Below are 24,428 nucleotides of genomic sequence, written 5' to 3' on the forward strand. Positions count from 1 at the left end.
ATGAACTGTAATGGTACACATTATCGAGCAGTAGTGATTGGTGCGTCCGCAGGAGGCTTGGCTGCCGTTGAGACGGTACTTAAAGAGCTTAAAACATCATTTTGTTTACCCATTCTTTTAGTGCAGCATATTAGCCCACATACACAAAGTTATTTAGCGACTCACTTTGAAGACAAGTGTGCTTTAAAGGTTAAAGAAGCTGATGATAAAGAGCCTATCAAGCGAGGTTATTTTTATATTGCGCCACCCAATTATCATCTATTGGTTGAATATGATGGTTGCGTTGCACTATCCATTGATCCTCCGGTGAACTTTTCAAGGCCATCCATTGATGTGTTATTTGAAAGTGCAGCAGATTATTTTGGCAAGGAACTAATCGGTATTGTACTTACCGGGGCCAATTCTGATGGCGCTTTAGGGCTGAAAAAGATCAAAGAGCGTGGTGGCTTAACGGTTGTACAAACCATTGAAACTTCAGAAGCACCAGCTATGCCAGCTGCTGCAATACAGACGGCTTGTGTTGATCATATTCTTCCTCTGGAAGAGATCGGCGAATTTTTAAATGAAATATGCGAATGCTAATGAAAAGTAACAACCCAAATATATTGATTGTCGATGATAAGCTCGAAAACCTCATAACATTAGAGCGGTTACTTGAGCACTTTGATGTGGATTTGATAAGAGCGTCTTCTGGTAAAGAGGCATTGGCACACTTATTAGATAATGACTTTGCGTTAGTGCTACTGGACGTGAAAATGCCTGATATGGATGGTTACGAAGTCGCCGAATTGATGCGGGGGAACAGTAGAACTAAACAAATTCCTATTATTTTCGTGACTGCAGAATCCAGGGGCGATGCGCTGATATTCAAAGGGTACGAAGCCGGTGCAGTGGATTATTTATTGAAGCCACTTAATGCGAGTATTTTTCGTAGTAAGGTTGGTGTTTTTGTTGATTTATTCAATCAAAAACATGCACTTAAACTTAAAACGTTAGAGTTTGATCAGAAACTAGCCGAATTGGAAGAACTACAGCAGCAGTTGGAAGAAACCAATGAACAGCTTCTCATGTTGTCTACAACAGATGGGTTAACGAGTTTATATAACCGCCGTAAATTTGATGATATTTATTTAGAAGAATGGCAACGAGCATCACGGTCACAAAACCCTATTTCTCTGGTAATGTTAGATATAGATCATTTTAAACTCTATAACGACACCTATGGTCACCACAAGGGTGATGATTGTCTGCGTACTATTGCAAGTGCGCTACAAGCGATGGATATACGTCATTTAGATAAAATAGCAAGAATTGGCGGTGAAGAGTTCGCAGTAATATTACCGGATACCGATGGCGATGGCGCAATGTTGGTTGCAGAGCGTGCTCGCCTCGCTATTGAGAATTTGAATATTCCCCACGAGACACAGTTTAACAAGGTCACTGCAAGTTTCGGCGTTAGCTCTATAATACCAAAGCGTGAAATAACCCCAAAATTCCTGATGAAAGCCGTAGATGAAGCTTTGTATGAATCGAAGAAAAGAGGCCGAAACGGCTCGACATTAAAGCTGCTGAAACATGGAGAAGAGGAGTCCTTAGCCATGTAAAGTGGCGCATCGATTGCGTATCATAAAAAGATGTAGACTTTGTTTGAAACCACCGCAGGTATTTTACCTACTTGTTATCCGACAAATAGGTAGCTCTTACTACGAGATAGCCAGACACAAAGTCAATTTATCCCCATCCCTAGACTCTTTCTACGAGAGGGGACATAACTGTTTATTACAAGAAGGCCAGACACAAAGTCAATTTTTAGCTATCCATGCAAAATAGACATAAGTGTTCCAGACACAAAGTCAATTTGGAGCTATCCATGCAAAATAGACATAAGTGTTCCAGACACAAAAAAGGGAGCCTAAGCTCCCTCTCTACGCCGCATCAGCGGCTAACCACTTTGCACAACTCTTAAATACAAATTACTTGTACTTTTTCATGACCAGAGTGGCGTTGGTGCCACCGAAACCAAAACTGTTGCTCATCACAGTGTTCAGGTCAGCTTCACGGTATTCAGTCACAACTGGCATACCTTCGGCTTTCTCATCAAGGTTATCGATGTTGATGCTAGGTGCGATGAAGTTATTCTCCATCATGATCAGGCTATAGATAGCCTCATGCGCTCCTGCAGCACCTAATGCGTGACCAGTCAGAGACTTAGTCGATGCGATAGCCGGCAGGTTATCACCGAAGGTTTCACGCAGCGCTTCAAGCTCACGCATATCACCAACAGGAGTCGATGTACCATGAGTGTTGATGTAATCAACCGGCGTGTCGACATCGGCTAGCGCCATCTGCATACAGCGCACAGCACCTTCACCCGATGGAGCAACCATGTCATAGCCATCTGATGATGCGCCATAACCAACAACTTCGGCGTAAATTTTAGCACCACGTGCCAGGGCATGCTCAAGCTCTTCGACGACAACGATTCCGCCGCCACCAGAGATAACGAAACCATCACGGTCCGCATCATAAGTACGTGACGCCTTTTCAGGTGTGTCATTGTACTTAGTCGACAATGCGCCCATGGCATCGAAGCCCATAGTCAGGGTCCAATCGACCTCTTCAGAACCACCGGCAAAGACCATATCCTGCTTACCCATCTGGATAAGCTCGACCGCATGGCCGATACAGTGAGCACTGGTTGCACAGGCTGAACTGATTGAGTAGTTCATACCCTTGATTTTAAACGGTGTGGCTAAGCAAGCACTCGATGTGCTCGACATGATACGCGGCACGATATAAGGACCTACGCGTTTAACACCCTTTTCACGCAGCGTATCGGCAGCTTGTACCTGATTAGCCGATGACGCGCCACCTGTACCGGCGATAATGCCAACACGAGGATCTGAGTACTGCTCTTCGGTTAAGCCGGCATCTTCGATGGCTTCAGCCATAGCGATATAGGCATAAGCCGCCGCATTACCCATAAAGCGCAGTGCCTTACGGTCAATATGTTCTTTAGGATCCAGTTTGATGTCGCCCCAGACATGGCTGCGAAGCTTCATTTCCTCAAACTGATCTGAATGAGTAATACCACTGCGGCCAGCTTTTAGTGACTCAGTGACTTCTTGCTTGTTGTTACCAATACTTGAAACTACGCCAAGTCCGGTGATCACGACTCTTTTCATTATTCCTATCCATTTTGTACATTTAGTACGTCTAGTACCAATTTGCTGCCGCTATAATATCGCTTTTAATGCAATTAAGTGGTCAGCTTTCCATAAAGACGGGTAAAATAATGCCTAATATGAGACATAGAGTAAATTCATTGACTGAAGAACGTGAAGAAAATATGCAAATGAGTAAGTTGACTGGTCATTTATCCTCAATTTTCACCCTTTTACCCGCAAAAAACGATGCCAGCCAGACACTCACGTTAGGTCAATTAGGCTTAGCTTCTCCTAAGCTGCTGCTCTTATTATGGCAATATTCACGAAAAACTCTTCCTTCAAGAGCCGTAAATCTGAAAATTTTCGAAGAGAACTTCGATGCATTGGCCGATTTCAACCGACAACTGGGTGCTCTCGCCTCTCAAGATTCAACACCTGAGTCTGGTGTAGGCCAAGGAGCCATGTTATCGACCCTGATCCGAATGGATATCCTTGCAATCGAGGGATGTCAGCGACTGATCCTCGATGATGGCCGATTCATAGTTGATATTTACTTAGGAGACACTCTCGGTCAGCTTAAGAGCATCTTAGCGATAGCAGACACAGTTCATGGGACAAATGATTCGTCACTAATCACCCATTGGAACATCACAGATAAGGTTAGAGCCAGCACTCTTAATGAGGCGATGTTCTGGCAGATAGCCAAAATAAGTCGCGATGAGGCAACGGTCTCCTTCACCGCTTCCGATAGAAAAAACACCAGACAGATGACGGCTCAGGTACAAAGCGTCGGCCTACGGCTCTTAGCTGAGGTCAAGCAACAAACAGTAGCAGAGGCTAAGCAGCAAGCTGACAGTGAGTGTCAAAATAAAAGGCGTGATGCTATCCCACTGCAAGAGCGGCGGGCGCTAAGGCATGCTCAATCAGACCAACTTCAGTACTGCCCTGTTACCGCGGCAAATAATAGTGACGGTGACGGTGAAGGTGTAATAGCCATTATCGGCGGCGGCGTTGCCAGCACACATCTGGCGCTCTCGCTTGCTCAGCGAAATAAAAAGGTACGAATTTTTTGTAGCGACGCCAACTTTGCTCAGCAGGCGTCCGGTAACAAACAAGGCGCCGTCTACCCACTTCTTACGCCAGACAACGGTCATCTGAGTCACTACTTTCAGCAGGGGTACCTGTTTAGTCGCCGCCGCCTGCAGGAGCTGGTCGATGATAAGTTTAATGTCTCATATGATTTTTGCGGCGTACTGCAGACCGGTTTCGATATCCGCAGCAGTGCTCGTCTGGACAAGATTATTAACGGGCAAGCCTGGAATGAGAAGATGGCTTACCCCATAGATGCTGCCTCGGCCACACAAATGGCGGGAATCGATATCGATAAAGCAGGGATCTTTTACCCGCTGGGTGGCTGGATATGTCCTCACGAATTTACCCAAGCCGCATTCGATAAGGCGGCTCGGCTCAGCGATGTTACCGTAGAATTTAACGCCGACATTACACGCATCGAGCAAAAAGAGGGACTCTGGTACCTGTACAAGCGCGTTAATGTTAAGCACACTTGCTCTGCAGATAGTGAGACGCCAGAAGGTTCAGAAGAGCTTGAAATTGGTCCCTTTGCCAATCTGGTACTGGCCAATGGCCAGGGACTCACCCAGTTTAAGCAGAGCGAAAAGCTCCCCGCTACCGGATTTCGCGGACAGGTCAGCCATATCCCGTCACGAAACGAGCTGACTAAATTGAGCACGGTGCTTTGCTCCCACGGTTATCTGACCCCGGGCAGTAATAACTTCCACTGTACCGGTGCCAGCTACGTAAAAAATCCGAAGAGCCTCGATTACAGCGCGACAGAGCAAGTGGAAAACCTGCATAAAATCAAGCATAGCTATGTCGATAAGCCCTGGACCGAAGATGTGGATATTACCGGGCACAGTGCCCGAGTCGGCGTGCGTATGGTAACCCGGGATCATGCGCCTATGATGGGGTGTGCCCCCGATACCGACGTGATACAAGCCCAATATGAACAACATCAACATACCAAGGCGAGCATTAAGTTCTGGAAGGAGACGCCCGCTCCGACGCATAAGGGCTTATTTATTCTCGGAGGATTAGGTTCAAGGGGTATCACATCAGGCCCCTTGGCAGCAGAGGCGCTGGCGGCACAACTATGTGGTGAGATAATACCACTGAGCATCTCTATGCTTGAAATGCTTAACCCTAACCGTTTTTGGATGAGGAAGCTGATTAAAGGCAAAGCGCTCTGATCTCATCGGGTTTCTCTATGAACCATAAAAAACCCGGCAAATTTGCCGGGTTTTCTTTATATCTCAAGTCTTATTTCTTAACTCTTACTTCCTAGCTCTTATTTCCTAACTCTGACTCGATTATTAGTATCACGGCTCTCTCTGATCAGGTCGTCATTGGCTATGGTTTGAGTCGACTTAGCTAGTCTGTCATACAGCAAGACATTGACCGATGCGGCTAGATTCATGCAGCCGACGGTTGGCACGTAAACGACGGCGTCGGCTTTATTGATCACCTGCTGACTAATGGTGCCATCCTCGGGTCCGAAGACATAGATAGCCTTATCGGGATGTTCAAAATCAGGAAGAGGGATCGCGCCTTCAACCAGATCGACACAAATAATCTTTACGTCGTCATGGCAAGCGTCTACAAGGGACTCAACTCCCGTCAATGAGATCTGCTGGCTCGCACCTTTAGTATCGGTATTATATTGCGCATTACCATTGCTCGCGGCCAATGGGTAACGTTTACCGGTGAAGAATACGGAATCGACACGGTAACAACCCGCAGCACGCATGATCCCACCTACATTGGTCGGACTCTTGGGGTTAACTAAACCGATACTGACATAACTTTGTTTCATTTTACTACTCAAACGATTAAGTCCTGATGACTTTACTTAGCTCTGACCAGGCATCTTCTACCAGTGAATAATCTCTGTCATCTAACTCTTCTCTGGCCAGGACCAGACAGGCTTGCATCTTTTCATTAAGGGCATCGAAACCCTGATCGTCTTCAACTTCCAACTGAGACAAGACAACCGCAAAATGTCCCTGAAGATAACCGCTGGCAAAAAGTGCATCATCATCACCCTGCTCAACGATGCTTGAGATCCAATTTTCTGTCGCCAGCTCATACTTCTCTAACATACCCACTCCACTCATTTAGTGTAATTTTGATTTGAAACAAATTTGTTCTTTGGTCAGTTGCGACTCAATCTAAATCCGGATTCGCGACCTGGTACATCACATAATCATGGTAGCCTGTGATAACCCGATAGTAGCCACATAACTCCCGATCCAATTCAGGGTCGCCACTATCCACAATTAATGGCCGACCTTCAAGTGCTTTTAGCTTAGTTTTTGTAGCCAGAATAATAATATTGTCTTTTCCAATCCGTTTAATCAATTGCGGTGACAACTGTTGATTGCCTCTTCCCAGGATATGCCCCTGGCCACCGATAAGAGTGATCACTAACTTAGTCGGTAACTCATCTGTCATTTCAATGAGTTGCGCAGCTGTAAGATCTGAACCCTGAAGCTGATAAGATTGAACAAGATCGACGCCCAGCAAGGTATTATCCAAATTAAGTTCGCCCATCACCGCTGCGACCGTGCTGCCAGATCCCATGATAAAAAGCTCCTCATCCATGCTCTCTATCACTTCGGCAGCTATATCGGCAAGCACGAGTTCATTACTCTCGATGCCTCCCATCTTAACAGCCTGTATATATCTGGGCTCGGCAGGCACCAGCATTTCACCAAAGCGGCGCGCCTTAACCTTCCCTTCACGAAAAGCAACCTCGTCGATATCCATCACATCGGCATCCATCAGGCTCACAAGCTCGCCTTCAAGCAACATCTTAACCACCATACCCGACGCATGAGGAGTGATGCCATAGACACCCGAATGGATTTTGACACCGGCTGGCACACCGAGCACAGGCATATTGTCATGAGCTACAGCAAACACATCACGCGCCGTCCCATCGCCACCGGCAAATAGGAGAAGATCTAATGTTTCGTCGAGTAAGACCTTAACCACGGACTGTGTATCTTCAGCCTGAGTTTCATCACCCACCTCATGCACGACTCGAACATCAAAGCCCATCTCCAGCGCTAAGGCTTCGCCCATCGGACCCGAGGCTGTGATAATTTCAACCTTATCCCGGTAAGGTAAAATCACCTCAAGGGCCTGCTGCATACGCAGATGAGCCTTAGGCTTGGCTCCCTTAGCCAGCGCCTCTTTAGCAACACCGTCGCTGCCTTTAAGCGCAACGCTACCACCCAGACCTGCTAAAGGGTTAATTATCAAACCTAAACGAAACCGACTTGTCATGACTTATCCTTGTACAAATATTTAATAGCTCGCACTCAGTTTCAGCGACCTCTTCTCACGTGCAACATGATTTAATGTTTCTTTTGGGGGATAAGAAAGATTGCCAGCATGGCGAGGAATGCACAAACCGCCGCAGCAACCCAGGCCAATGAAGCACCACTGCCATCGCCCCAGATCATACCACAGAGCCAGGTCCCCATGGCCCCACCGACACCAAAGCTTAAGCTGGCATACAGCGCCTGACCTTTACTGCGATGGCTGATATCGAAGTATCCATGCACAAATTGAATGGAGGCAGCATGGACTAAGCCAAACGTAAACGCATGCAAGAGCTGACTCACACCCAGCAATAGAAAGTTATCGACGCAATATGCCATCAATAACCAACGAACGCCGGTGAAGCCTAGGCTGATGATCAATAGTCTGTTTACCCCGAAACGCCCCAGTAATCTGGGTGCCAGCATAAACATGAGAATTTCGGCCAACACACCGAACGCGACATAGATCCCCGCGATAGCCTCGCTATAACCGGACTGCTTCAGATAGAGTACGAAGAAGCCATAAAAGGGTCCGGCACTCATCTGTAACAAGACGGCGGATACAAGAAACCAGAATATGGCACGATCAATTTTCAGTTTTGGCTTTTCGGCCCGATGTTTTACCACCACCCTGTCTGACGGCAGAGGTAAGGCGCTTATCAGTAAGCCAACAAACAGCAGCATACCTATATAAGGTAAAATCTCGGTTCCCCATAGGCTGATAGCAAAACCGACACTGACAACAAACACCAGGTAACCTAAGCTGCCAAAGCTGCGAATGGAGCCATAACGCGCGGTGTTCTCGCCTAAGGTTTCCAGCGTTATCACCTCAAGCTGGGCTAAAATGGCGTTCCAGAAAAAAGTGTAAATGCTGAGGCTGATGGCTAAGTAGGTAAAACTGCCATCATGAAAAAAACTCAAATAACTGACGGCTGCGGCTGCGGCCCCCCACTTGACCAGCTGAGAACGCATGCCCGTTTTATCCGCCACCATGGCCCAAATATTCGGCGCTATGATACGAGTGGCCATTAAGATAGCCAGCAAGAAGCCTATCTCCTGAGGATTAAAACCACGGTTCTCAAAGAAGACACCAAGGTATGGCACCATTACGCCGAGAATGGCAAAAAAGAAGAAATAACAGGCGCTGATCCAACGCAACTGCACGCTAACTTGAGATGACTGATTCATTGATCTTATTCTAAATGTAGGGGCGACAGTATTTTACTGCCCAAAGCGATAAACGTTAAGCTTTATCAAAAACATTTATGTATAAAAAAGGCGCAAAATGCGCCTTTAATCTAAAGAATTACTCTTAATATAATAGAGCAGATGAACTCAAACAGAGTTAGCGCATGCCTATCGCCGGAGTCTGACTATTTACGTCCATATTCTGCGCTCTGTGTCTCAGAAGATGATCCATTAATACAATCGCCAGCATGGCCTCGGCGATAGGTACCGCGCGTATACCAACGCAAGGATCGTGGCGGCCTTTAGTCACAACTTCGGCGACATCGCCTTGAGCTGTCATACTTTCACCCGGAATACTGATACTCGAGGTTGGCTTCATCGCAATGTGGGCAACAATAGGCTGACCTGAAGATATTCCACCTAGAATTCCGCCGGCATGGTTAGATGCAAAACCTTCAGGTGACATCAGATCTCTGTGCTCAGACCCCTTTTGATTGACGACTTCGAAACCATCACCAATCTCGACACCCTTTACGGCATTAATCCCCATCAAGGCATGAGCAATTTCGGCGTCGAGCCTATCGAAAACAGGCTCGCCCAGCCCAACGGGAACACCCGTTGCGACCACACTGACTTTCGCTCCGATAGAATCGCCACTTTTCTTGAGGTCGCGCATATATTCATCGAGGGCATCTAATTTTGATGCATCCGGAAAGAAGAAGGCATTTTGTTCAATCTGAGTAAAATCGATAGTCTCAGCCTTTATCGGGCCTAATTGAGACAGGTAGCCATTTATCTCGATGCCGTGAACTTGTTTGAGATATTTCTTTGCCACAGCGCCGGCAGCCACACGCATCGCAGTTTCACGAGCCGATGAACGTCCGCCTCCTCGATAATCACGAAGGCCATACTTTTGCTGATAGGTATAATCGGCGTGTCCCGGACGGAAGAGATCCTTAATATTCGAATAGTCTTTGCTGCGCTGATCGGTATTTTCGATCATTAAGCCGATAGAGGTGCCTGTGGTTTTACCCTCGAAAATACCCGAGAGTACACGTACTTCGTCCGGCTCGCGCCTTGCGGTCGTATAACGTGAAGTTCCAGGACGTCGACGGTCAAGATCGTGCTGCATATCGGCCTCATTGAGCTCGAGTCCGGGAGGGCATCCATCAATTATGCACCCTAATGCTTTTCCGTGGCTTTCACCAAATGTTGTTACCACAAAATTCTGACCAATACTGTTTCCGGACATCCGCTTTCTTCACCTTTAGCTAGTTATGAAAATACTCTAAATTTAATACACCATCCGAGATTAGCCCATATGAGACTGGAATTACAGATATAAAAAAAGCTAACTTATGCGTTAGCTTTTTTTATCACCGTTAATATACCCATTGGTATAAATATCCGGGCTATTTAGCGTGCTTAATTCAAGGCGCATCTAGCTGCCGCTGAATCATCGCCTTTTTATGAGACCTGTTTTACGAACTCATTCTATAAGGCTGGGTATTATTCACTATCTTTATAGATGGCGAAAAGTGATTCATTTTCAATTAGCTGATCACGAGTCAACACAAACACACCGTCTCCGCCATGTTCGAAGCTTACCCAAGTGAAGGGAACGTCAGGGAATTGCTCGATGAGGTGCACCATAGAATTACCAACTTCAACCACCAGTAACCCCTCTTCGGTCAAATAGTCGCTGGCATTAGCCAAAATCCGTTTTGTCAGATCCAATCCATCTCTGCCAGAAGCTAAACCTAGCTCCGGCTCATGATGGAACTCATCGGGCATATCACCGATATCTTCGGCGTCCACATAGGGTGGGTTCGATACGATAAGGTCATAATGAGGTCCCTTAGGTATCGCAGAGAAAATATCAGATTCCATTGGGAAGACTCTGTCCATCACCCCTAAAGATTCTACGTTTATTTGAGCAACCTCAAGGGCATCGGTACTAATATCTAATGCGTCGACCTCAGCCTCGTCAAACTCATAAGCACAGGCGATAGCGATACATGCACTGCCCGTGCACAGATCGAGTACGCGGTTTACCGGCTTATTATATAACCAAGGGCTGAAACGGTTCGCTATCATCTCTGCAATAGGAGAACGAGGAACCAGAACGCGCTCATCGACGTAGAACTCCAGTCCTGCGAACATAGCTTTGTTAGTCAGGTAAGGGACGGGTAAACGTTCACGGACTCGGCGAATGATTAGCTCTACAATCTTATGCTTTTCTGAGCTGGTAAGGTTTGAATGTATAACTTGCTGCCCAATCTCTTCAGGCAAATGTAGGGCATGAAAGACCAGCGCAATCGCTTCATCCCACGCATTATCGGTTCCATGACCATAATAAATATTGGCATCGTTAAAACGACTCACAGCCCAGCGCAGCATGTCACCAATAGTACGCAGTTCAGTCACAGCTTCATCTACAAAAATCTTATCCAAAACTCACTCCAGCATGATAATTCCGCCTCATTGTAACTGAACTCTATTCATATGGCATCGGATTCAATAAAATAGAGGGAGAATCACTATGATTTGAATCTTAGTTAGTTACGAATCGTTGCTTAATCAAGCACAGCTACGACGTTCAAATCGACACTCCAGACCAGTAAATTGAGATATGAAGAAGAAAAATAACACCGAAGATCAAGAGCTGTTTTCGACGTTAACTGAAGGGATCAAACCCTTAAAGCAGGATAAACGTCATTTTCGTGTGCCTTCAAAAGATAAAAAACAGATAGAAGATAAAGAGCAAAAGCTGCATGCAGACAGTTATTTTTCAGATACTTACCAACCTCACCTTCCCGATGAAGGCGCCATGCGCTGGAGTCGAGATGATGTAGACAGCTTTGAGGTAAAACGGTTACGCCGAGGCGATTATCAGCCGGATCTGTTACTCGATCTTCATGGTATGCGCCAATCAGAAGCCAAGCTTGAGCTGGCAGCATTGATCCAGGCATGCATAAGACAACAATGCCATTGCTGCTGCGTGATGCATGGACATGGCACAGGAATCCTGAAGCAAAATATTCCCATGTGGTTAGCCCAACACCCTCATGTGATGGCCTTTCATAAAGCCCCTAAAGAATGGGGTGGCGATGCGGCGCTTTTGGTACTTATTGATATCGGCGATGTGCCTTACAGAAGGTAGAAAATCTCGCTCAAGTAAGAGCTGAGACATTATAAATGAAAATTTCTATTTTTCGTCATTCTGAACTTGTTTCAAAATCCAGTTTGAGTAAAGGCTAAGTAGTTAATCTCTGGTCGATGATATTGCATACACCATTTGACGTTTCCTCTACTGACCCATAGGGACATGGGAAATGTCTTTGAAGCGTAGGGAACGCTTAAGACCATGGAGGTCTACCCAACGGGTTCCATACCAGTTCAGGCATTTCCTCCACTGACCCATAGGGATATGGGAAATGTCTTTGAAGCGTAGGGAACGTTTAAGACCATGGAGGTCTACCCAACTGGTTCCATACCAGTTCAGGCATTTCCTCCACTGACCCATAGGGACATGGGAAATGTCTTTGAAGCGTAGGGAACGCTTAAGACCATGGAGGTCTACCCAACTGATTCCATACCAGTTCAGGCATTTCCTCCACTGACCCATAGGGACATGGGAAATGTCTTTGAAGCGTAGGGAACGTTTAAGACCATGGAGGTCTACCCAACTGGTTCCATACCAGTTCAGGCATTTCCTCCATCCATGGAGGTCAGATCCCGGCTAAAGCTCGGCCGGGATGACAAAGGAAACTCATAGCTCGTAGCGCCAAAACATTCGCGGCTAAAGCCGCTCCTACATCACGCGTAGCTCGTAGCTCAAGACTAACTGACTGTGTGCGGATTATGTTGCCAAACTAATGAAGCCTGCTCAGCATGCTTATCGATTAAGGTAATACCTGACGTCGCAAACAGAGGCGGTTCTGTTCCCGCCACTAACTCGCTGACCATATAACCCAGCAGCGGCATGTGAGCAATCACTAACACTTTATCAGCCTTATACTGCTCGGCATAAGCTAAAGTGAGATCGGCCGCAGTACTTGGATCGCCTGAGGGAACTAACTCATCAAGCACTAGCCACTTCCTGGGTTCAGGAAAGTGTTTACTGACTTCCTGCCAGCTCTGTTGAGCTCTTAAATAGGGGCTAACCAACACCAGGTCGAACTCCACCACAGTTCTCGCCAACCAGTTACTCATCAGTGAGGTGTGGTAACGCCCGGTCTCAGTAAGTACCCGCTCTCTGTCTGAATGAGCAAGATAACTAGCTTCACCATGTCGCATTAAAAATAGCTGCATACTACTCTCGCTACTCATTTTTCTTATCTCTTTATACGCCAATTGTAGCCTTAAACACAGTTAGGACAAACCAAAAAGAAGTTATTAATTAGTCGAATAGACGAAGAGTTATTTGCCAAAGCCAGATAAGGAGACCAATATATAATATCTATAACGAGAATTTTGGTATAAGAATAACCTTTCTCGTGAGTGAAATAGTAATCGCTAACATAGTCGGAGCGTCTAGTTGCCAGAATCTTTGCAAATTATAAAAAGCCCTAATGATCATCGCCGATATCAGTACCTGGTGATGAAAAATGGTTTATCTGTTTTATTAGTCGAAGATGGGCAAGCCAGCCAGGCTGCCGCATCTATGGCTGTAAATGTCGGCCACTTTGATGACCCCGTCTCCAGGCCAGGAATGGCACACTTTCTCGAGCACATGCTTTTTCTGGGTACGGAAAAGTTCCCACAGTCCGGCGAATACCACGCCTTTATAAATCAACATGGCGGCAGCAATAACGCATGGACGGGAACAGAGCAAACTAACTTCTTCTTTTGTATTAATTCAGATGTATTCGAAGAGTCACTCGATCGCTTTAGCCAATTTTTTATCTCTCCTCTGTTTAGCAAGGAGCTAGTCGATCGTGAACGTCATGCCATCGAGTCCGAATTCAGCCTGAAACTCAAAGATGATATTCGCCGCACGTATCAGGTACAGAAAGAGACCGTCAACCCAGCTCACCCTTTTTCAAAATTTTCAGTAGGAAATTTAGAGACCTTAGGTGGGGATGAATCGATCTTAAGAGAAGAGTTAATCAACTTTTATCAGTCTCATTACAGTGCTAACTTGATGACTCTATGTCTCGTTGCGCCATCTTCTCTGGCCGACTTAGAGACATTGGCGAATACCTACTTTAGCGACATTGAGAATCATCACCTCATAAAAGCGCACCCTGAAGTCCCCATATATCAAGCCGAGCAACTAGAGTCACAAATAAATATAATTCCAATTAAGGAACAAAAAAGGGTCGCCTTGACCTTTAGCCTGCCCGCTATCGATCCTTTCTATAAGCACAAACCTTTGACCTTTATCAGTCACCTGCTGGGTTACGAAGGCAATGGCAGCTTACTCTCTTACCTTAAAGATAATGATTTAGCTGTGAATTTATCAGCTGGCGGTGGGGTCAACGGCTACAATTTCAAAGATTATAACATCAGCATTCAACTCACAGAGAAAGGGGTCGCTAACCTGGATACAGTTATTGAATGCGCCTTTGAATATATTGAACTTATCAAAACACAAGGGATGCAGGAGTGGCGCTATAAGGAGCGGGCCAACCTGTTAAAGCTGGCATTTAAGTATCAGGAACAGATTAAAACGCTGGATCTGGCCAGCCACCTCAGCATCAATATGCACCATTACGATGTTGAAGACCTTCTTTTCGGTGATTACAAGATGGAGAGTCTCAACGCTCCACAGACTCTAAGCTTGTTAAATATGATGACACCATCGAACCTGCGCGTTCAACTTATCTCTTCAGAACTTGATACCGAACGTCAGGCAGCCTGGTACCACACTCCTTACCAGATAAAGCCCATCAACCCGGAGAAGATAAAACACTGGAGTCATCTCCCGATAAGGCCTGAGCTAAAATTGCCTGACGCCAACCCGTTTATTATCGAAGACTCAATTCCCAGAGCCGATAAAAGTCAAAGTAGCGTCCCCGTTATCGTCGCTCAGGAAAAGGGTTACCGAATCTGGCATAGAAAAGATGATGAATTCAACGTGCCTAAGGGACACTTATATCTATCACTCGATTCAGTGCAGGCTGCTTCTTCACCTAGAAATGCAGCGTTAACACGCCTGTATGTCGAGATGCTGCTCGACTACCTAACCGAATTTACCTATCAAGCCGAAGTTGCCGGGCTCAGCTATAATATTTATCCACACCAGGGCGGGATCACACTGCACCTCACCGGTTTTACCGGCAAACAAGAGGTGCTACTCGCCCTTCTGATTGAAAAAGCCAGGGAACGAAATTTCACTCAAGGTCGGTTTAATCTGATTAAACGACAAATTTTAAGGAGTTGGTATAACCAGACGAGAGCAAAACCTATCTCTCAAATATTTACCAGCCTCACGGTTACCTTACAGAAACGCAGTTATGAACCATCACGCATGGCAGAAGAGCTGGAGGGGATCACACTAGAGGAGTTGCACGAACATGTCAGAAGCTTCTACGGAAAGATCCATCTCGAAGGCTTGGTTTATGGTGATTGGCTGGAAAGTGAAGCTCAATCTTTAGGTAAGCGCTTAGATCACGTTCTATCCCTTGTCTCCTCTCCGAGCAGAGAATCAGAGCGTGAGCTGGTTAACCTGGCGGGTCACGGGACTATGATGCGTGAACTGGATGTCTCCCATCAGGACAGTAGCATCATAGTCTACTATCAGGCCGATGCCGCTTCTGCAGATCAGATGGCTCTGTTCAGTTTGTTAAACCACACCATGTCCTCGACCTTCTTCCATGAACTGCGCACAAAGAAGCAGCTGGGTTACATGGTGGGTACAGGGTATCTACCGCTAAACAGATACCCGGGCATGATCTTCTATATTCAGTCACCAACAAAAGGTCCAAGACAGCTTTTAGAAGCTATTGACGAATTCATTGCAGATTTTAACTATGCCGTAATGCAGATAACCAACGAGCAATGGGAAGTGACCAAGCAAGGACTGATCAACCAAGTTATGGAACATGATCCTAACCTAAAGACTCGCGGACAGAGGTATTGGTCAAGCATAGGTAACAAAGACTATCAATTTACCCAAAGGGAAATTGTCGTCAAAGAGGTTGCTAAATTAACTCGATCTGACTTAATCAAATTTATGATGAAAAAGATGCGAACTAAGCACTGCGACAGGCTCCTTTTGTTCACAACTGGCGAAAGTCACGGAAACCAGGAACCCTTAACCTCAGATAATATGATCACAGATCTACGTACTTTTAAGCTAAATGCTGACAAGTTTAGTTATTAACCGAACCTATATAAAGTGAACAGTAACAGTAACAGTAACAGTAACAGTAACAGTTAAGTAAGCAGCTATTGATTTAAGTGAAATGGATAAGCAGTGTCTATCAGCAAGCACTGCTTATCCTCTCTACCATGCAGTCAATCATGATGTCCGATGGCATCAACAAGGCCCTTAGCAAGAGCCCTTAACATAAGTCTTTGTACCGGAATAAAAGGCATATAAAATATAAGATTATCAAAGGGGCAAGGAAATCAGTCAAAAGCACTAAAAATATGACTTCACGCCTCAATTTTACGAGGTATAAGGGATAGTTTCAGAACAATATCTGAGGGTAAAACGGAAATAGTAATAATTATCCGCTGCCAAATAGCCTTCAAGTTTTGACAAACTGTTCACTTTCTGAAAAAGTGAGGTTAAACATCTGTTGCCTATGCATTACAGGCTAATAATCCAACTAAAAAAGATGCCTAACTCTCTTATGAAAATGATCATCACTCTCCTACTGACCCTCTGCATTTTTGGTCAGGTACAAGCGGTGGAGCCTACAACTGAAACCCAACAGGTGTCTATCCTACTTAATGCTGAATACTATGGTGTTCCAGAAGGGTTATCCCAGAGCACTGTTACCTCTATTGTTGAAGATAAAGACGGTTACGTATGGATAGGTACCGTTAATGGCTTAAATCGATTTGACGGTTCCAGATTCAAGCATTACTTTGCAAATGATGAAAGAAAAAGCGGTTTACCCAGTTCTTTCATTAGAAGCTTAACTATAGATAAATCTGGAAACTTACTTGTAGGTACAGATAAAGGGCTTGTTTTTTTAGATAAATCACAAGATAAATTCAAGCCTTTGATAAAAGACTCATTAATAAACACCCTTCCGATTTGGTCAATTTCAAATAATGACAATGATATTGTCATTGGGACCGACAAAGAAATAATAATTTTTTATAGCGATAAAAAATCAACTTCAGCGCCCATAACACATGAGTACTTTGATGGAATAAAGAGCGTCATAACTAATAATGACGCTTATATAATACGAAATTACAATGGAAGAGTTATTGAATACAGTGACAAAGCCAGAGTATTAAGTAACCACTCGACGAACATTTTAAAAAATAAAAACGAAACCCTCATAAATTCAACAGATGGGATTTTTAAATCATCAAATGGAGTTTTAACTGAGGTAACAAAAACAAACTACGACAGTTTATTTTCATCTGACAACACCCTATACGGAATTAAAAATAAAGAGGTGTTTGAATTAGGAAGTGATTTCACTCCTAAAAGTTTAGGCAAATTAAAAAATGATGACTACATACTAGAAAAACCATTAATCTCAGTAGGTATTGACAGTCTGTACATATCAACAAATATGGGGCTAATCCAAGTAAGAAATAGGTCAAATCTCATTCAACACCACTCATTAGAGCAGCACAACGTGTGGTCACTTAATGAAGAAAATCAAAATCTTCTTACTATTGCAAGCGGCTCAAACTTGATTTCTGTTTATAATAAGAAGCTGAATATCATAAAAAAGTATGATAGTGGCATTGTGGGTGCCAAATCCATCCTGACATTCGATGGATATCTATATGTGGGTAGCACTGATGGTTTAATTACGATTAACTTACAAACTGGTGCCACAGAAAAAATCAGCTCTGATAAATTTTCTATTCTAAGATTAAACAAATATAACAATACCATAATAGGTGGCACCATCGATGGTTATATATCAACAATAACTCCAGAAACAAAATCAGCTTCGAGCTTAAAATTAATTGATAATGGAAACCCAATATTTGATATATCAATATCTGAGAGTGCTGTCTATGTATCAAGTCAGGGAGGATTGTTCCAACTCAGAGATGGGCAGGTGACAAACATATACGCAGAAGATATGGTGTTTAGCGTTAACAACTACAACTCTAAAGTTCTATTTGGAACAAGAAAGTCATTGTTATCACTTAACAAAAAAAACAAAGAAATAAAGACTGTATACACTAATAACAAAGCAATATTTTCCATTTCAACATTCGAAGATAAAATTGCAGCCTCATCGCTAAACGAAGTAATATACATTCAAAATAACAAACTTTCCGTTCTAGACTACTCTTCAGGAAGCCAAGAGGAATACAATACTCAATCGGCATTATTTTGGAATGAAAACTTTATTCTAGGTGGCATAAATGGAATAAGTTTATTGAATACAGCAAGAGTTGAACGTTTTATTCACAGCATTATTCCACCTAAAGTAACTATCGAAGATTTACTAATATTCAATATTCCAAGAATAGTAAATGATGGAGTTTTGAAACAGCCAATTTCTATCTCCGATGAAATTTCACTCAAATATTCAGACTACCCTTTTACATTTAAGTTTGGCTCTCCTGGAAAAGCGGAAAACGAATTAGAGTTTTTCTACCAAATGGAAGGACTATCCGACTCTTGGATTGCTGCTAAAGGCATAAATACTGCTACATATACTAACCTATCTCCTGGTGAATACACCTTCAACGTCTATGCTACAGATCCTTTACGGGGAAAACCTGGCGAAATTAAACATTTAAATGTCTTAATAACTCCACCTTGGTGGTTATCCTCACAGGCTAAGTTTATCTATTTCATGTTAACTTTGATTATCACAGGTGCGATAGTTAAGGCAGTGCTCCGCCGTCGTGAAGTTCAAAATCAGATAGTCAAATCAGAAGAGCGACTAAAGTTGTCATTGTGGGGCAGCGGCGACGAAATGTGGGACTGGGATATTGAAACCGGTCAGATATACCGCTCTAACATCTGGGGCTCACTCGAATTCCCGAGAGACGGACAACGCTCAGGCGAAAATGGTGAAGAGAGTAATATCCACCCTATGGATCAGGAACGCGTCAGCAGTGCACTGAATAACCATTTTTACGGCAAAACCGATCATTTCGAAGCCGCCTACCGGGTAAAAGGCAAATCCGATGAGTGGGTATGGATCTTAGATAGAGCCAAAATTGTCGAACGCGATGAGAAAGACAATGCAGTTCGAATGACGGGAACGATTAAGAATATTAATAACTTTAAGCATGCCGAGGAGCAACTCAGGTTATTCGAGCGAGCAATAGCCAACATATCCGAAGGTATGTTCATCCTTGATAGCAACTTCTTTTTTGTTGAGGTCAACGAGGCCTGCTGTGAACTGTCTATGACATCGAGAGATCAATTTATCGGTAAACAGCTTAACTTCGATCGCTACCCCGAAAGTTATTCAGATCAGATCCGCTCTATTCTTCATCAACAGGGAAGTTGGAGTAATGAAGTTGAATCGGCAAAAGGTGATGGCAGCAGCTTTTTGATGGAGCTAACAGTCGATGCTATCTATGATGAGCTAGGCCAACTATCCCATTATGTCGGTGTCTTCTCTGATATTTCCAGGCGTAAACAGCAAGAGGAGGAGCTGAGAAAGCTGACCAATAACGACTTGTTGACTAACTTGCCCAATCGCTCCAGCCTTATGGTGACCTTAGGCAACCTAGTCAAGCGTGATACTCACCATACATTGATGGTGCTGGACTTAGATAATTTCAAGAAGATCAATGACTCCTTAGGCCACCAGGTCGGTGATGAACTGCTAATTAAAGTGGCTAAACGAATCGAAGATACCGTCCCCTACCATACGAGTATCTATCGCTTGGGCGGAGATGAGTTTGCCATCTTAGTCGATAATAACCCGGATATCGGCTCCAGCGCAGTTATCGCCAACAAGGTTATCGATGCTTTTGTAAGCCCGTTTGAACTAACCTCTGACAAGGTAGTTGTAGGCTTAAGTATAGGCATCGTACTTTATCCTGAAGACGATCAAAATGAGCAAGCCTTGCTGCGTAAGGCCGATATTGCCATGTACCACGCCAAGTCTGGCGGAGGTAATCGCTATCAATTCTATTCAGAATCACTGAACCGTAACGCCATTCGACAGCTAGAAGTTGAAAACCTGATCCGTGAAGGCTTGCGTGATGATTTGTTTGAAGTCTATTACCAGCCCAAAATTGACCTTAAGTCCGGAAAAATGGCAGGCATGGAGGCATTAGTGCGCCTAAACCATCCGGAGCAAGGACTTATCCCACCTAGTGACTTCATTCCTCTGGCCGAAGAGAATGGTTTAATCGTTGAAATTGGTGACTTAGTGATGAGGAAAGCCTGCTTTGCGGCACAAAAATGGCGGAGTCAAGGAATCTTCGATGGACGCGTTGCCGTCAATTTATCTTCATATCAGTTCGCTCTTCCCGACCTTCAACAGCGAATAGAGTCAATTTTACGTCTAACTCAGCTGCCCGCAGCCAATTTAGAGCTGGAAATTACCGAAGGGACCGTCATAAAACAGCCGGAAAAGGCTATTAAGGTGATGCAGCAGCTCGCTAAGATGGGAGTCAGCCTAGCCTTAGATGATTTTGGTACAGGTTACTCTTCACTCTCTTACCTTAAACGCTTCCCCATCCATACGCTGAAGATAGATAAAGCCTTTGTCGATGATATCGACAAATCAGACAGAGACTTAAAGATGGTCGATTCGATCATCACCATCGCACACAACATGGGGCTGTCGGTTGTCGGTGAGGGGGTCGAAGACGCTTCACAGCTAAGCATATTAAAAGCACTGAAATGTGAGGAGATACAAGGGTTTATATTCAGCAAAGCTGTAACTGAATCCCAGTTTACCACGCTGTTACACAAAGAATTTATCGAGCCTGACTTAATACAGAAGAGCTCGAAAGCAGTATAAACCAACATTTAATCAGCAAAAAACGCGAAGGAAACAAAAACTGGCATAACAACTGCAACATCTCTCTCAAGTGTCAAAAAAAATGACATACCTACTAACTTGGTACATCACGTGGATGCCCCAAAACTTGAGAGAAGAGAAAATGATTAAAGTATTAGCGACGACTATTGCACTTGTATTATCAACATCTACAGTGGCATCAGAGCAACACGCAACGGACTCTAATTCACAACTTCTTTCAGCAGCACCACACATTAAGTTCAAGCCTGTTGAACTCGCCGCTGCACCACATATCAAATTCAAACCTGCTGAACTTGCCGCTGCACCACATATCAAATTCAAACCTGTTGAACTTGCCGCTGCGCCACATATTAAATTCAAACCTGTTGAACTTGCCGCTGCGCCACATATTAAATTCAAACCTGTTGAACTTGCCGCTGCGCCACATATTAAATTCAAACCTGTTGAACTTGCCGCTGCGCCACATATCAAATTCAAACCTGTTGAACTTGCCGCTGCGCCACATATCAAATTCAAACCTGTTGAACTCGCCGCTGCGCCACATATCAAATTCAAACCTGTTGAACTTGCCGCTGCGCCACATATCAAATTCAAACCTGTTGAACTTGCCGCTGCGCCACATATCAAATTCAAACCTGTTGAACTCGCCGCTGCACCACACATCAAATTCATCAACTCAGAAATTGCTTAAGGTCTAAGGAGAATTATTATGTTTGATTCAATCAAGAAAGCACTAGGCCTGACTCAAAAGCCAGAGCGTAAAAAAGTTCAGTTACCTGAAGGGTTAGAACATCTTGAAGTCATTTCTGCGAAGGTTTGGTGGAATTAAGTTAGACCTATCATATACAGAAAAAAAGGAGCCCATAGGCTCCTTTTTATTGACTCAATTTTAACACCAGCCTCTTACCTCTTACTCTATCCCATCTCATTTTAGATGATTATAAGGTAGCAGGAGTACAGGGCCTTATAGCCTAATCGTGCTTGCTCTTTTGCCAGCGGCACGCTTCATTGCAAACCGCTTATGGGTATTGAATAGTGGATAGCCCACCGGGCCCAGGATAAGTCCTATCAAAGTCCAGCGCTTCACTCCCAGGCCAGAGCGAAAAGCTAAGTTCCCCATCACAACACCAGAGATCAGCAATACACCTGCTACAACCAAAACAGCCTCATTGATACTGAAAAATATCACTTATCTACAACCTCTTCGAAAACAGCAACGAAACACTAAAAACTCAGAGCGATTACCTAAAATGCCGTGTCTCATGGATAATATGCGAACGGTATTGTACAGAATCACCCAATTAATACGAACAATAAACAGGCAGTACATTTCCTTCCGGACAAAAAAATGCGGCATTATGTTGCCGCATTGTTAACAAACTCTATTAGCCCGAGCCTGTCATTTATTCAAAAAAGGTCTGTCCATTTTCAGCCATCTCTTTTAAACGAGCACAAGGCATGAACCTATCACCATATTGAGCTTGATAGCTTTCCAATTCCGCCACCAGCTCAGCGACTCCCATCGAGTCAATATAATGGAATGGACCACCCAGGAATGGCGGGAAACCAATTCCAAAGATAGCACCAATATCACCATCACGTGGTGAGGCAATAATCCCCTCCTCCAGGCAGCGAACGGCTTCATTGAGCATCTGCACGACACAACGTTTAGCGACATCTTGAGAGTCTTTATTACTGTCCGTTGATGAAGGGGTTAAGCCCAGCACGGCATAGACAGACTCATCAACCAGCTTCGCCTTCTTTTTAAATTTCTGCTTAGCCTTGCTGCCATACAGGTAAAAACCTTTACCATTCTTACGACCTTTTCGATCGTCTGCCAGCAACTTATCGAAGGCTGCAGGAGCTTTAAAGCGTTCACCAAGCTCTGACTCTAAGATGGGAGAAATTTTAGCTCCGACATCGATTCCAACTTCATCGAGTAGCGTCATAGGTCCGACAGGGAAACCAAATTTAACTAGCGCCTTGTCTAAGTGTTCTACACTCTGCCCTTCCAGCAGCAGTTGTGCAGCTTCGTTCATATACAAGGCTAATATACGGTTGACATAGAACCCTGCCCCATCTTGAACCACTATAGGCGTCTTCCCCTGTTTACGGGCAAAGGCGACGGTTGTGGCAATCGTTTCGGCAGAGGTCTTCTCATGGGCGATAACCTCAACCAATGGCATCTTCTCAACCGGAGAGAAATAGTGTAACCCGATAACATTTTCAGGACGGCTGGCAGCCTCGGCTATCTGAGAGATTGGCAGTGATGAGGTGTTAGATGCAAAAATGGTATTTTCACCACATTCACGTTCCACATCTTTAACCATCTGATGCTTCAATTTCAGATCTTCAAATACAGCTTCAACGACGATATCGGCATCTTTAATGCCTTTATACTCTGTCGTTGTTGTCATCAGAGACATTAAATTATCTCTTACTGCAGGTGTCATATGACGGCGCTTAACGCCCTTATCTAATAGCTTATAAGCATAAGAAAGTGCATTACTCAGCCCCTGCTCACTAATATCCTTAACTCGAGCGGGTATTTTAGCTTTGGTCGTCGTCACAGACGCAATACCGCCGCCCATAAGTCCGCCCCCTAGCACCATAGCCTTATGAACTTCCCTTGGCTCAACATCACCGGCGCCGGTCTCTTTCTTCATCTCTGTGGTGCCGAAGAAGATGCTTCGCAGCGCTTCCGATTCTTTAGATACGACCAGATCGGCAAAGTGGTTAGCCTCAACCTCCAACCCCTTGGTTAGCCCCTTGGCCATACCTTGACGAACACAATCAATAATTTTTGCCGGAGCCGGATAGTTACCGTGAGTTTTCTTCTCGACCTGCTTACCGGCTTGGTCGAAGATAATGTTACGGCCGGGAGGTGTACCCTCAAGCAAGCGAGTCACTAATGACTTTTTCACTTTTTTAGGCGCACGTTTTCCCTTAAGAGCCATAGCTACCGCAGTCTCAAGTAAAATTGACTCGGGAACTGCGTCGTCGACTAAGCCCATTTTAACCGCCTGCTTAGGACGAAGTTGCTTACCCGTTAACATCATATCCAGAGCGGTGGTGATCCCCACTAATCGCGGTAACCTTTGCGTTCCACCACCACCGGGGAGTAGTCCGAGTTGCACCTCAGGTACGCCCATCATGGTCTTGCTATTTAAGCTACATACCCGTTGATGACAGGCTAATGCCAGCTCGAGTCCACCGCCGAGACACGCGCCATTGATGGCAGCTATGACCGGAATTTTCAAACCTTCCAGCTCGTTAAATACTACATGTCCCTGTTGCGACAATAGCTTAGCATCGGCCGCCGTTTTACAGGCATCCAGCATAGAGATATCGGCACCGGCAACGAAAGAGTCTTTCTTTCCTGAGATAAGTACCAGCCCTTTGATGCTGTTATCGGCTTTTATCTCTGCCAATACTTGATTAATTTCAGGGCCAAACTCGGCGCGCAAGGTGTTCATTGTCTCGCCAGGCACATCCATTGTCAGTATGGCGATACCATCTTCACGACGCGCTAAATTAAAGGTCTTTTCCATGAC

The 24,428-nt window shown here is 44.7% G+C and carries 17 protein-coding genes; 7 read left to right on the forward strand and 10 right to left on the reverse strand.

The features are described from left to right. Window positions 1-582, forward strand: a complete 582-nt coding sequence (locus EKG39_RS00750; protein ID WP_126503298.1) for a chemotaxis protein CheB — start codon at window positions 1-3, stop codon at window positions 580-582. Beyond that, on the forward strand, window positions 582-1,604 hold the full coding sequence (locus EKG39_RS00755; protein ID WP_246028384.1) for a GGDEF domain-containing response regulator: 1,023 nt from the start codon (window positions 582-584) through the stop codon (window positions 1,602-1,604). Before EKG39_RS00750 ends, EKG39_RS00755 begins: the two co-directional genes overlap by 1 nt. A gap of 369 nt (window positions 1,605-1,973) precedes the next feature. Here EKG39_RS00755 and fabB read toward each other — a convergent pair whose 3' ends face one another. Next, a complete protein-coding gene (gene fabB, locus EKG39_RS00760; protein ID WP_126503302.1) occupies window positions 1,974-3,185 on the reverse strand; it encodes a beta-ketoacyl-ACP synthase I in 1,212 nt (403 codons plus the stop codon). 170 nt (window positions 3,186-3,355) lie between these two features. On the opposite strand from fabB, the gene mnmC1 reads away from it, so the two are divergent. Beyond that, window positions 3,356-5,434 carry an FAD-dependent 5-carboxymethylaminomethyl-2-thiouridine(34) oxidoreductase MnmC1 gene (gene mnmC1, locus EKG39_RS00765; RefSeq protein ID WP_246028385.1) on the forward strand — a complete coding sequence of 693 codons (2,079 nt, stop codon included), beginning with the start codon at window positions 3,356-3,358 and terminating at the stop codon, window positions 5,432-5,434. Between the two features lie 98 nt (window positions 5,435-5,532). On the opposite strand, the gene EKG39_RS00770 is transcribed toward mnmC1, so the two are convergent. From EKG39_RS00770 to prmB, 6 genes are all read right to left on the reverse strand, one after another. Beyond that, the gene (locus tag EKG39_RS00770; protein WP_126503306.1) at window positions 5,533-6,057 is read right to left on the reverse strand and encodes an RNA methyltransferase; all 525 of its coding nucleotides are present in this window, start codon (window positions 6,055-6,057) and stop codon (window positions 5,533-5,535) included. Between the two features lie 16 nt (window positions 6,058-6,073). Next, the gene (locus EKG39_RS00775; protein WP_126503308.1) at window positions 6,074-6,343 is read right to left on the reverse strand and encodes a YfcL family protein; all 270 of its coding nucleotides are present in this window, start codon (window positions 6,341-6,343) and stop codon (window positions 6,074-6,076) included. A 64-nt stretch (window positions 6,344-6,407) separates the two neighbouring features. Next, window positions 6,408-7,532 (reverse strand): ATP-NAD kinase family protein, encoded by a 1,125-nt coding sequence (locus EKG39_RS00780; protein WP_126503310.1) that lies wholly within the window; start codon window positions 7,530-7,532, stop codon window positions 6,408-6,410. 71 nt (window positions 7,533-7,603) lie between these two features. After that, the gene (locus EKG39_RS00785) at window positions 7,604-8,758 is read right to left on the reverse strand and encodes an MFS transporter (protein WP_126503312.1); all 1,155 of its coding nucleotides are present in this window, start codon (window positions 8,756-8,758) and stop codon (window positions 7,604-7,606) included. Window positions 8,759-8,915: 157 nt separating this feature from the next. Next, window positions 8,916-10,010 (reverse strand): chorismate synthase, encoded by a 1,095-nt coding sequence (gene aroC, locus EKG39_RS00790; RefSeq protein WP_126503314.1) that lies wholly within the window; start codon window positions 10,008-10,010, stop codon window positions 8,916-8,918. Between the two features lie 257 nt (window positions 10,011-10,267). Then, window positions 10,268-11,212, reverse strand: a complete 945-nt coding sequence (gene prmB, locus EKG39_RS00795) for a 50S ribosomal protein L3 N(5)-glutamine methyltransferase (RefSeq protein WP_126503316.1) — start codon at window positions 11,210-11,212, stop codon at window positions 10,268-10,270. A 178-nt stretch (window positions 11,213-11,390) separates the two neighbouring features. Between prmB and smrB the strand changes: the two genes are divergently transcribed. Then, window positions 11,391-11,921 (forward strand): endonuclease SmrB, encoded by a 531-nt coding sequence (gene smrB / locus EKG39_RS00800; protein WP_126503317.1) that lies wholly within the window; start codon window positions 11,391-11,393, stop codon window positions 11,919-11,921. Window positions 11,922-12,601: 680 nt separating this feature from the next. Here the strand turns inward: smrB and sixA are convergent. Then, a complete protein-coding gene (gene sixA, locus EKG39_RS00805; protein ID WP_126504683.1) occupies window positions 12,602-13,072 on the reverse strand; it encodes a phosphohistidine phosphatase SixA in 471 nt (156 codons plus the stop codon). Between the two features lie 289 nt (window positions 13,073-13,361). Here sixA and EKG39_RS00810 point away from each other — a divergent pair, with 289 nt between their 5' ends. The 3 genes from EKG39_RS00810 to EKG39_RS00820 all read left to right on the forward strand — a co-directional run bounded on the left by EKG39_RS00810 (window position 13,362) and on the right by EKG39_RS00820 (window position 21,565). Further along, entirely contained in the window at window positions 13,362-16,088 is a 2,727-nt protein-coding gene (locus EKG39_RS00810; protein ID WP_246028408.1) for an insulinase family protein, read from the forward strand. A gap of 475 nt (window positions 16,089-16,563) precedes the next feature. After that, a complete protein-coding gene (locus tag EKG39_RS00815; protein ID WP_425470107.1) occupies window positions 16,564-20,853 on the forward strand; it encodes an EAL domain-containing protein in 4,290 nt (1,429 codons plus the stop codon). A gap of 142 nt (window positions 20,854-20,995) precedes the next feature. After that, entirely contained in the window at window positions 20,996-21,565 is a 570-nt protein-coding gene (locus EKG39_RS00820; RefSeq protein WP_126503323.1) for a hypothetical protein, read from the forward strand. A 273-nt stretch (window positions 21,566-21,838) separates the two neighbouring features. Here EKG39_RS00820 and EKG39_RS00825 read toward each other — a convergent pair whose 3' ends face one another. Both EKG39_RS00825 and fadJ read right to left on the reverse strand, forming a co-directional pair. Next, window positions 21,839-22,063, reverse strand: coding sequence for a hypothetical protein (locus EKG39_RS00825; protein ID WP_126503325.1), 225 nt, complete (start codon window positions 22,061-22,063; stop codon window positions 21,839-21,841). Window positions 22,064-22,277: 214 nt separating this feature from the next. Next, complete coding sequence (gene fadJ, locus EKG39_RS00830; protein ID WP_126503327.1) at window positions 22,278-24,425, reverse strand: fatty acid oxidation complex subunit alpha FadJ; 2,148 nt, start codon at window positions 24,423-24,425, stop codon at window positions 22,278-22,280. Window positions 24,426-24,428 lie beyond the last annotated feature (3 nt).

This window comes from Shewanella atlantica (genome assembly GCF_003966265.1).
Taxonomy (GTDB): Bacteria; Pseudomonadota; Gammaproteobacteria; order Enterobacterales; family Shewanellaceae; genus Shewanella; species Shewanella atlantica.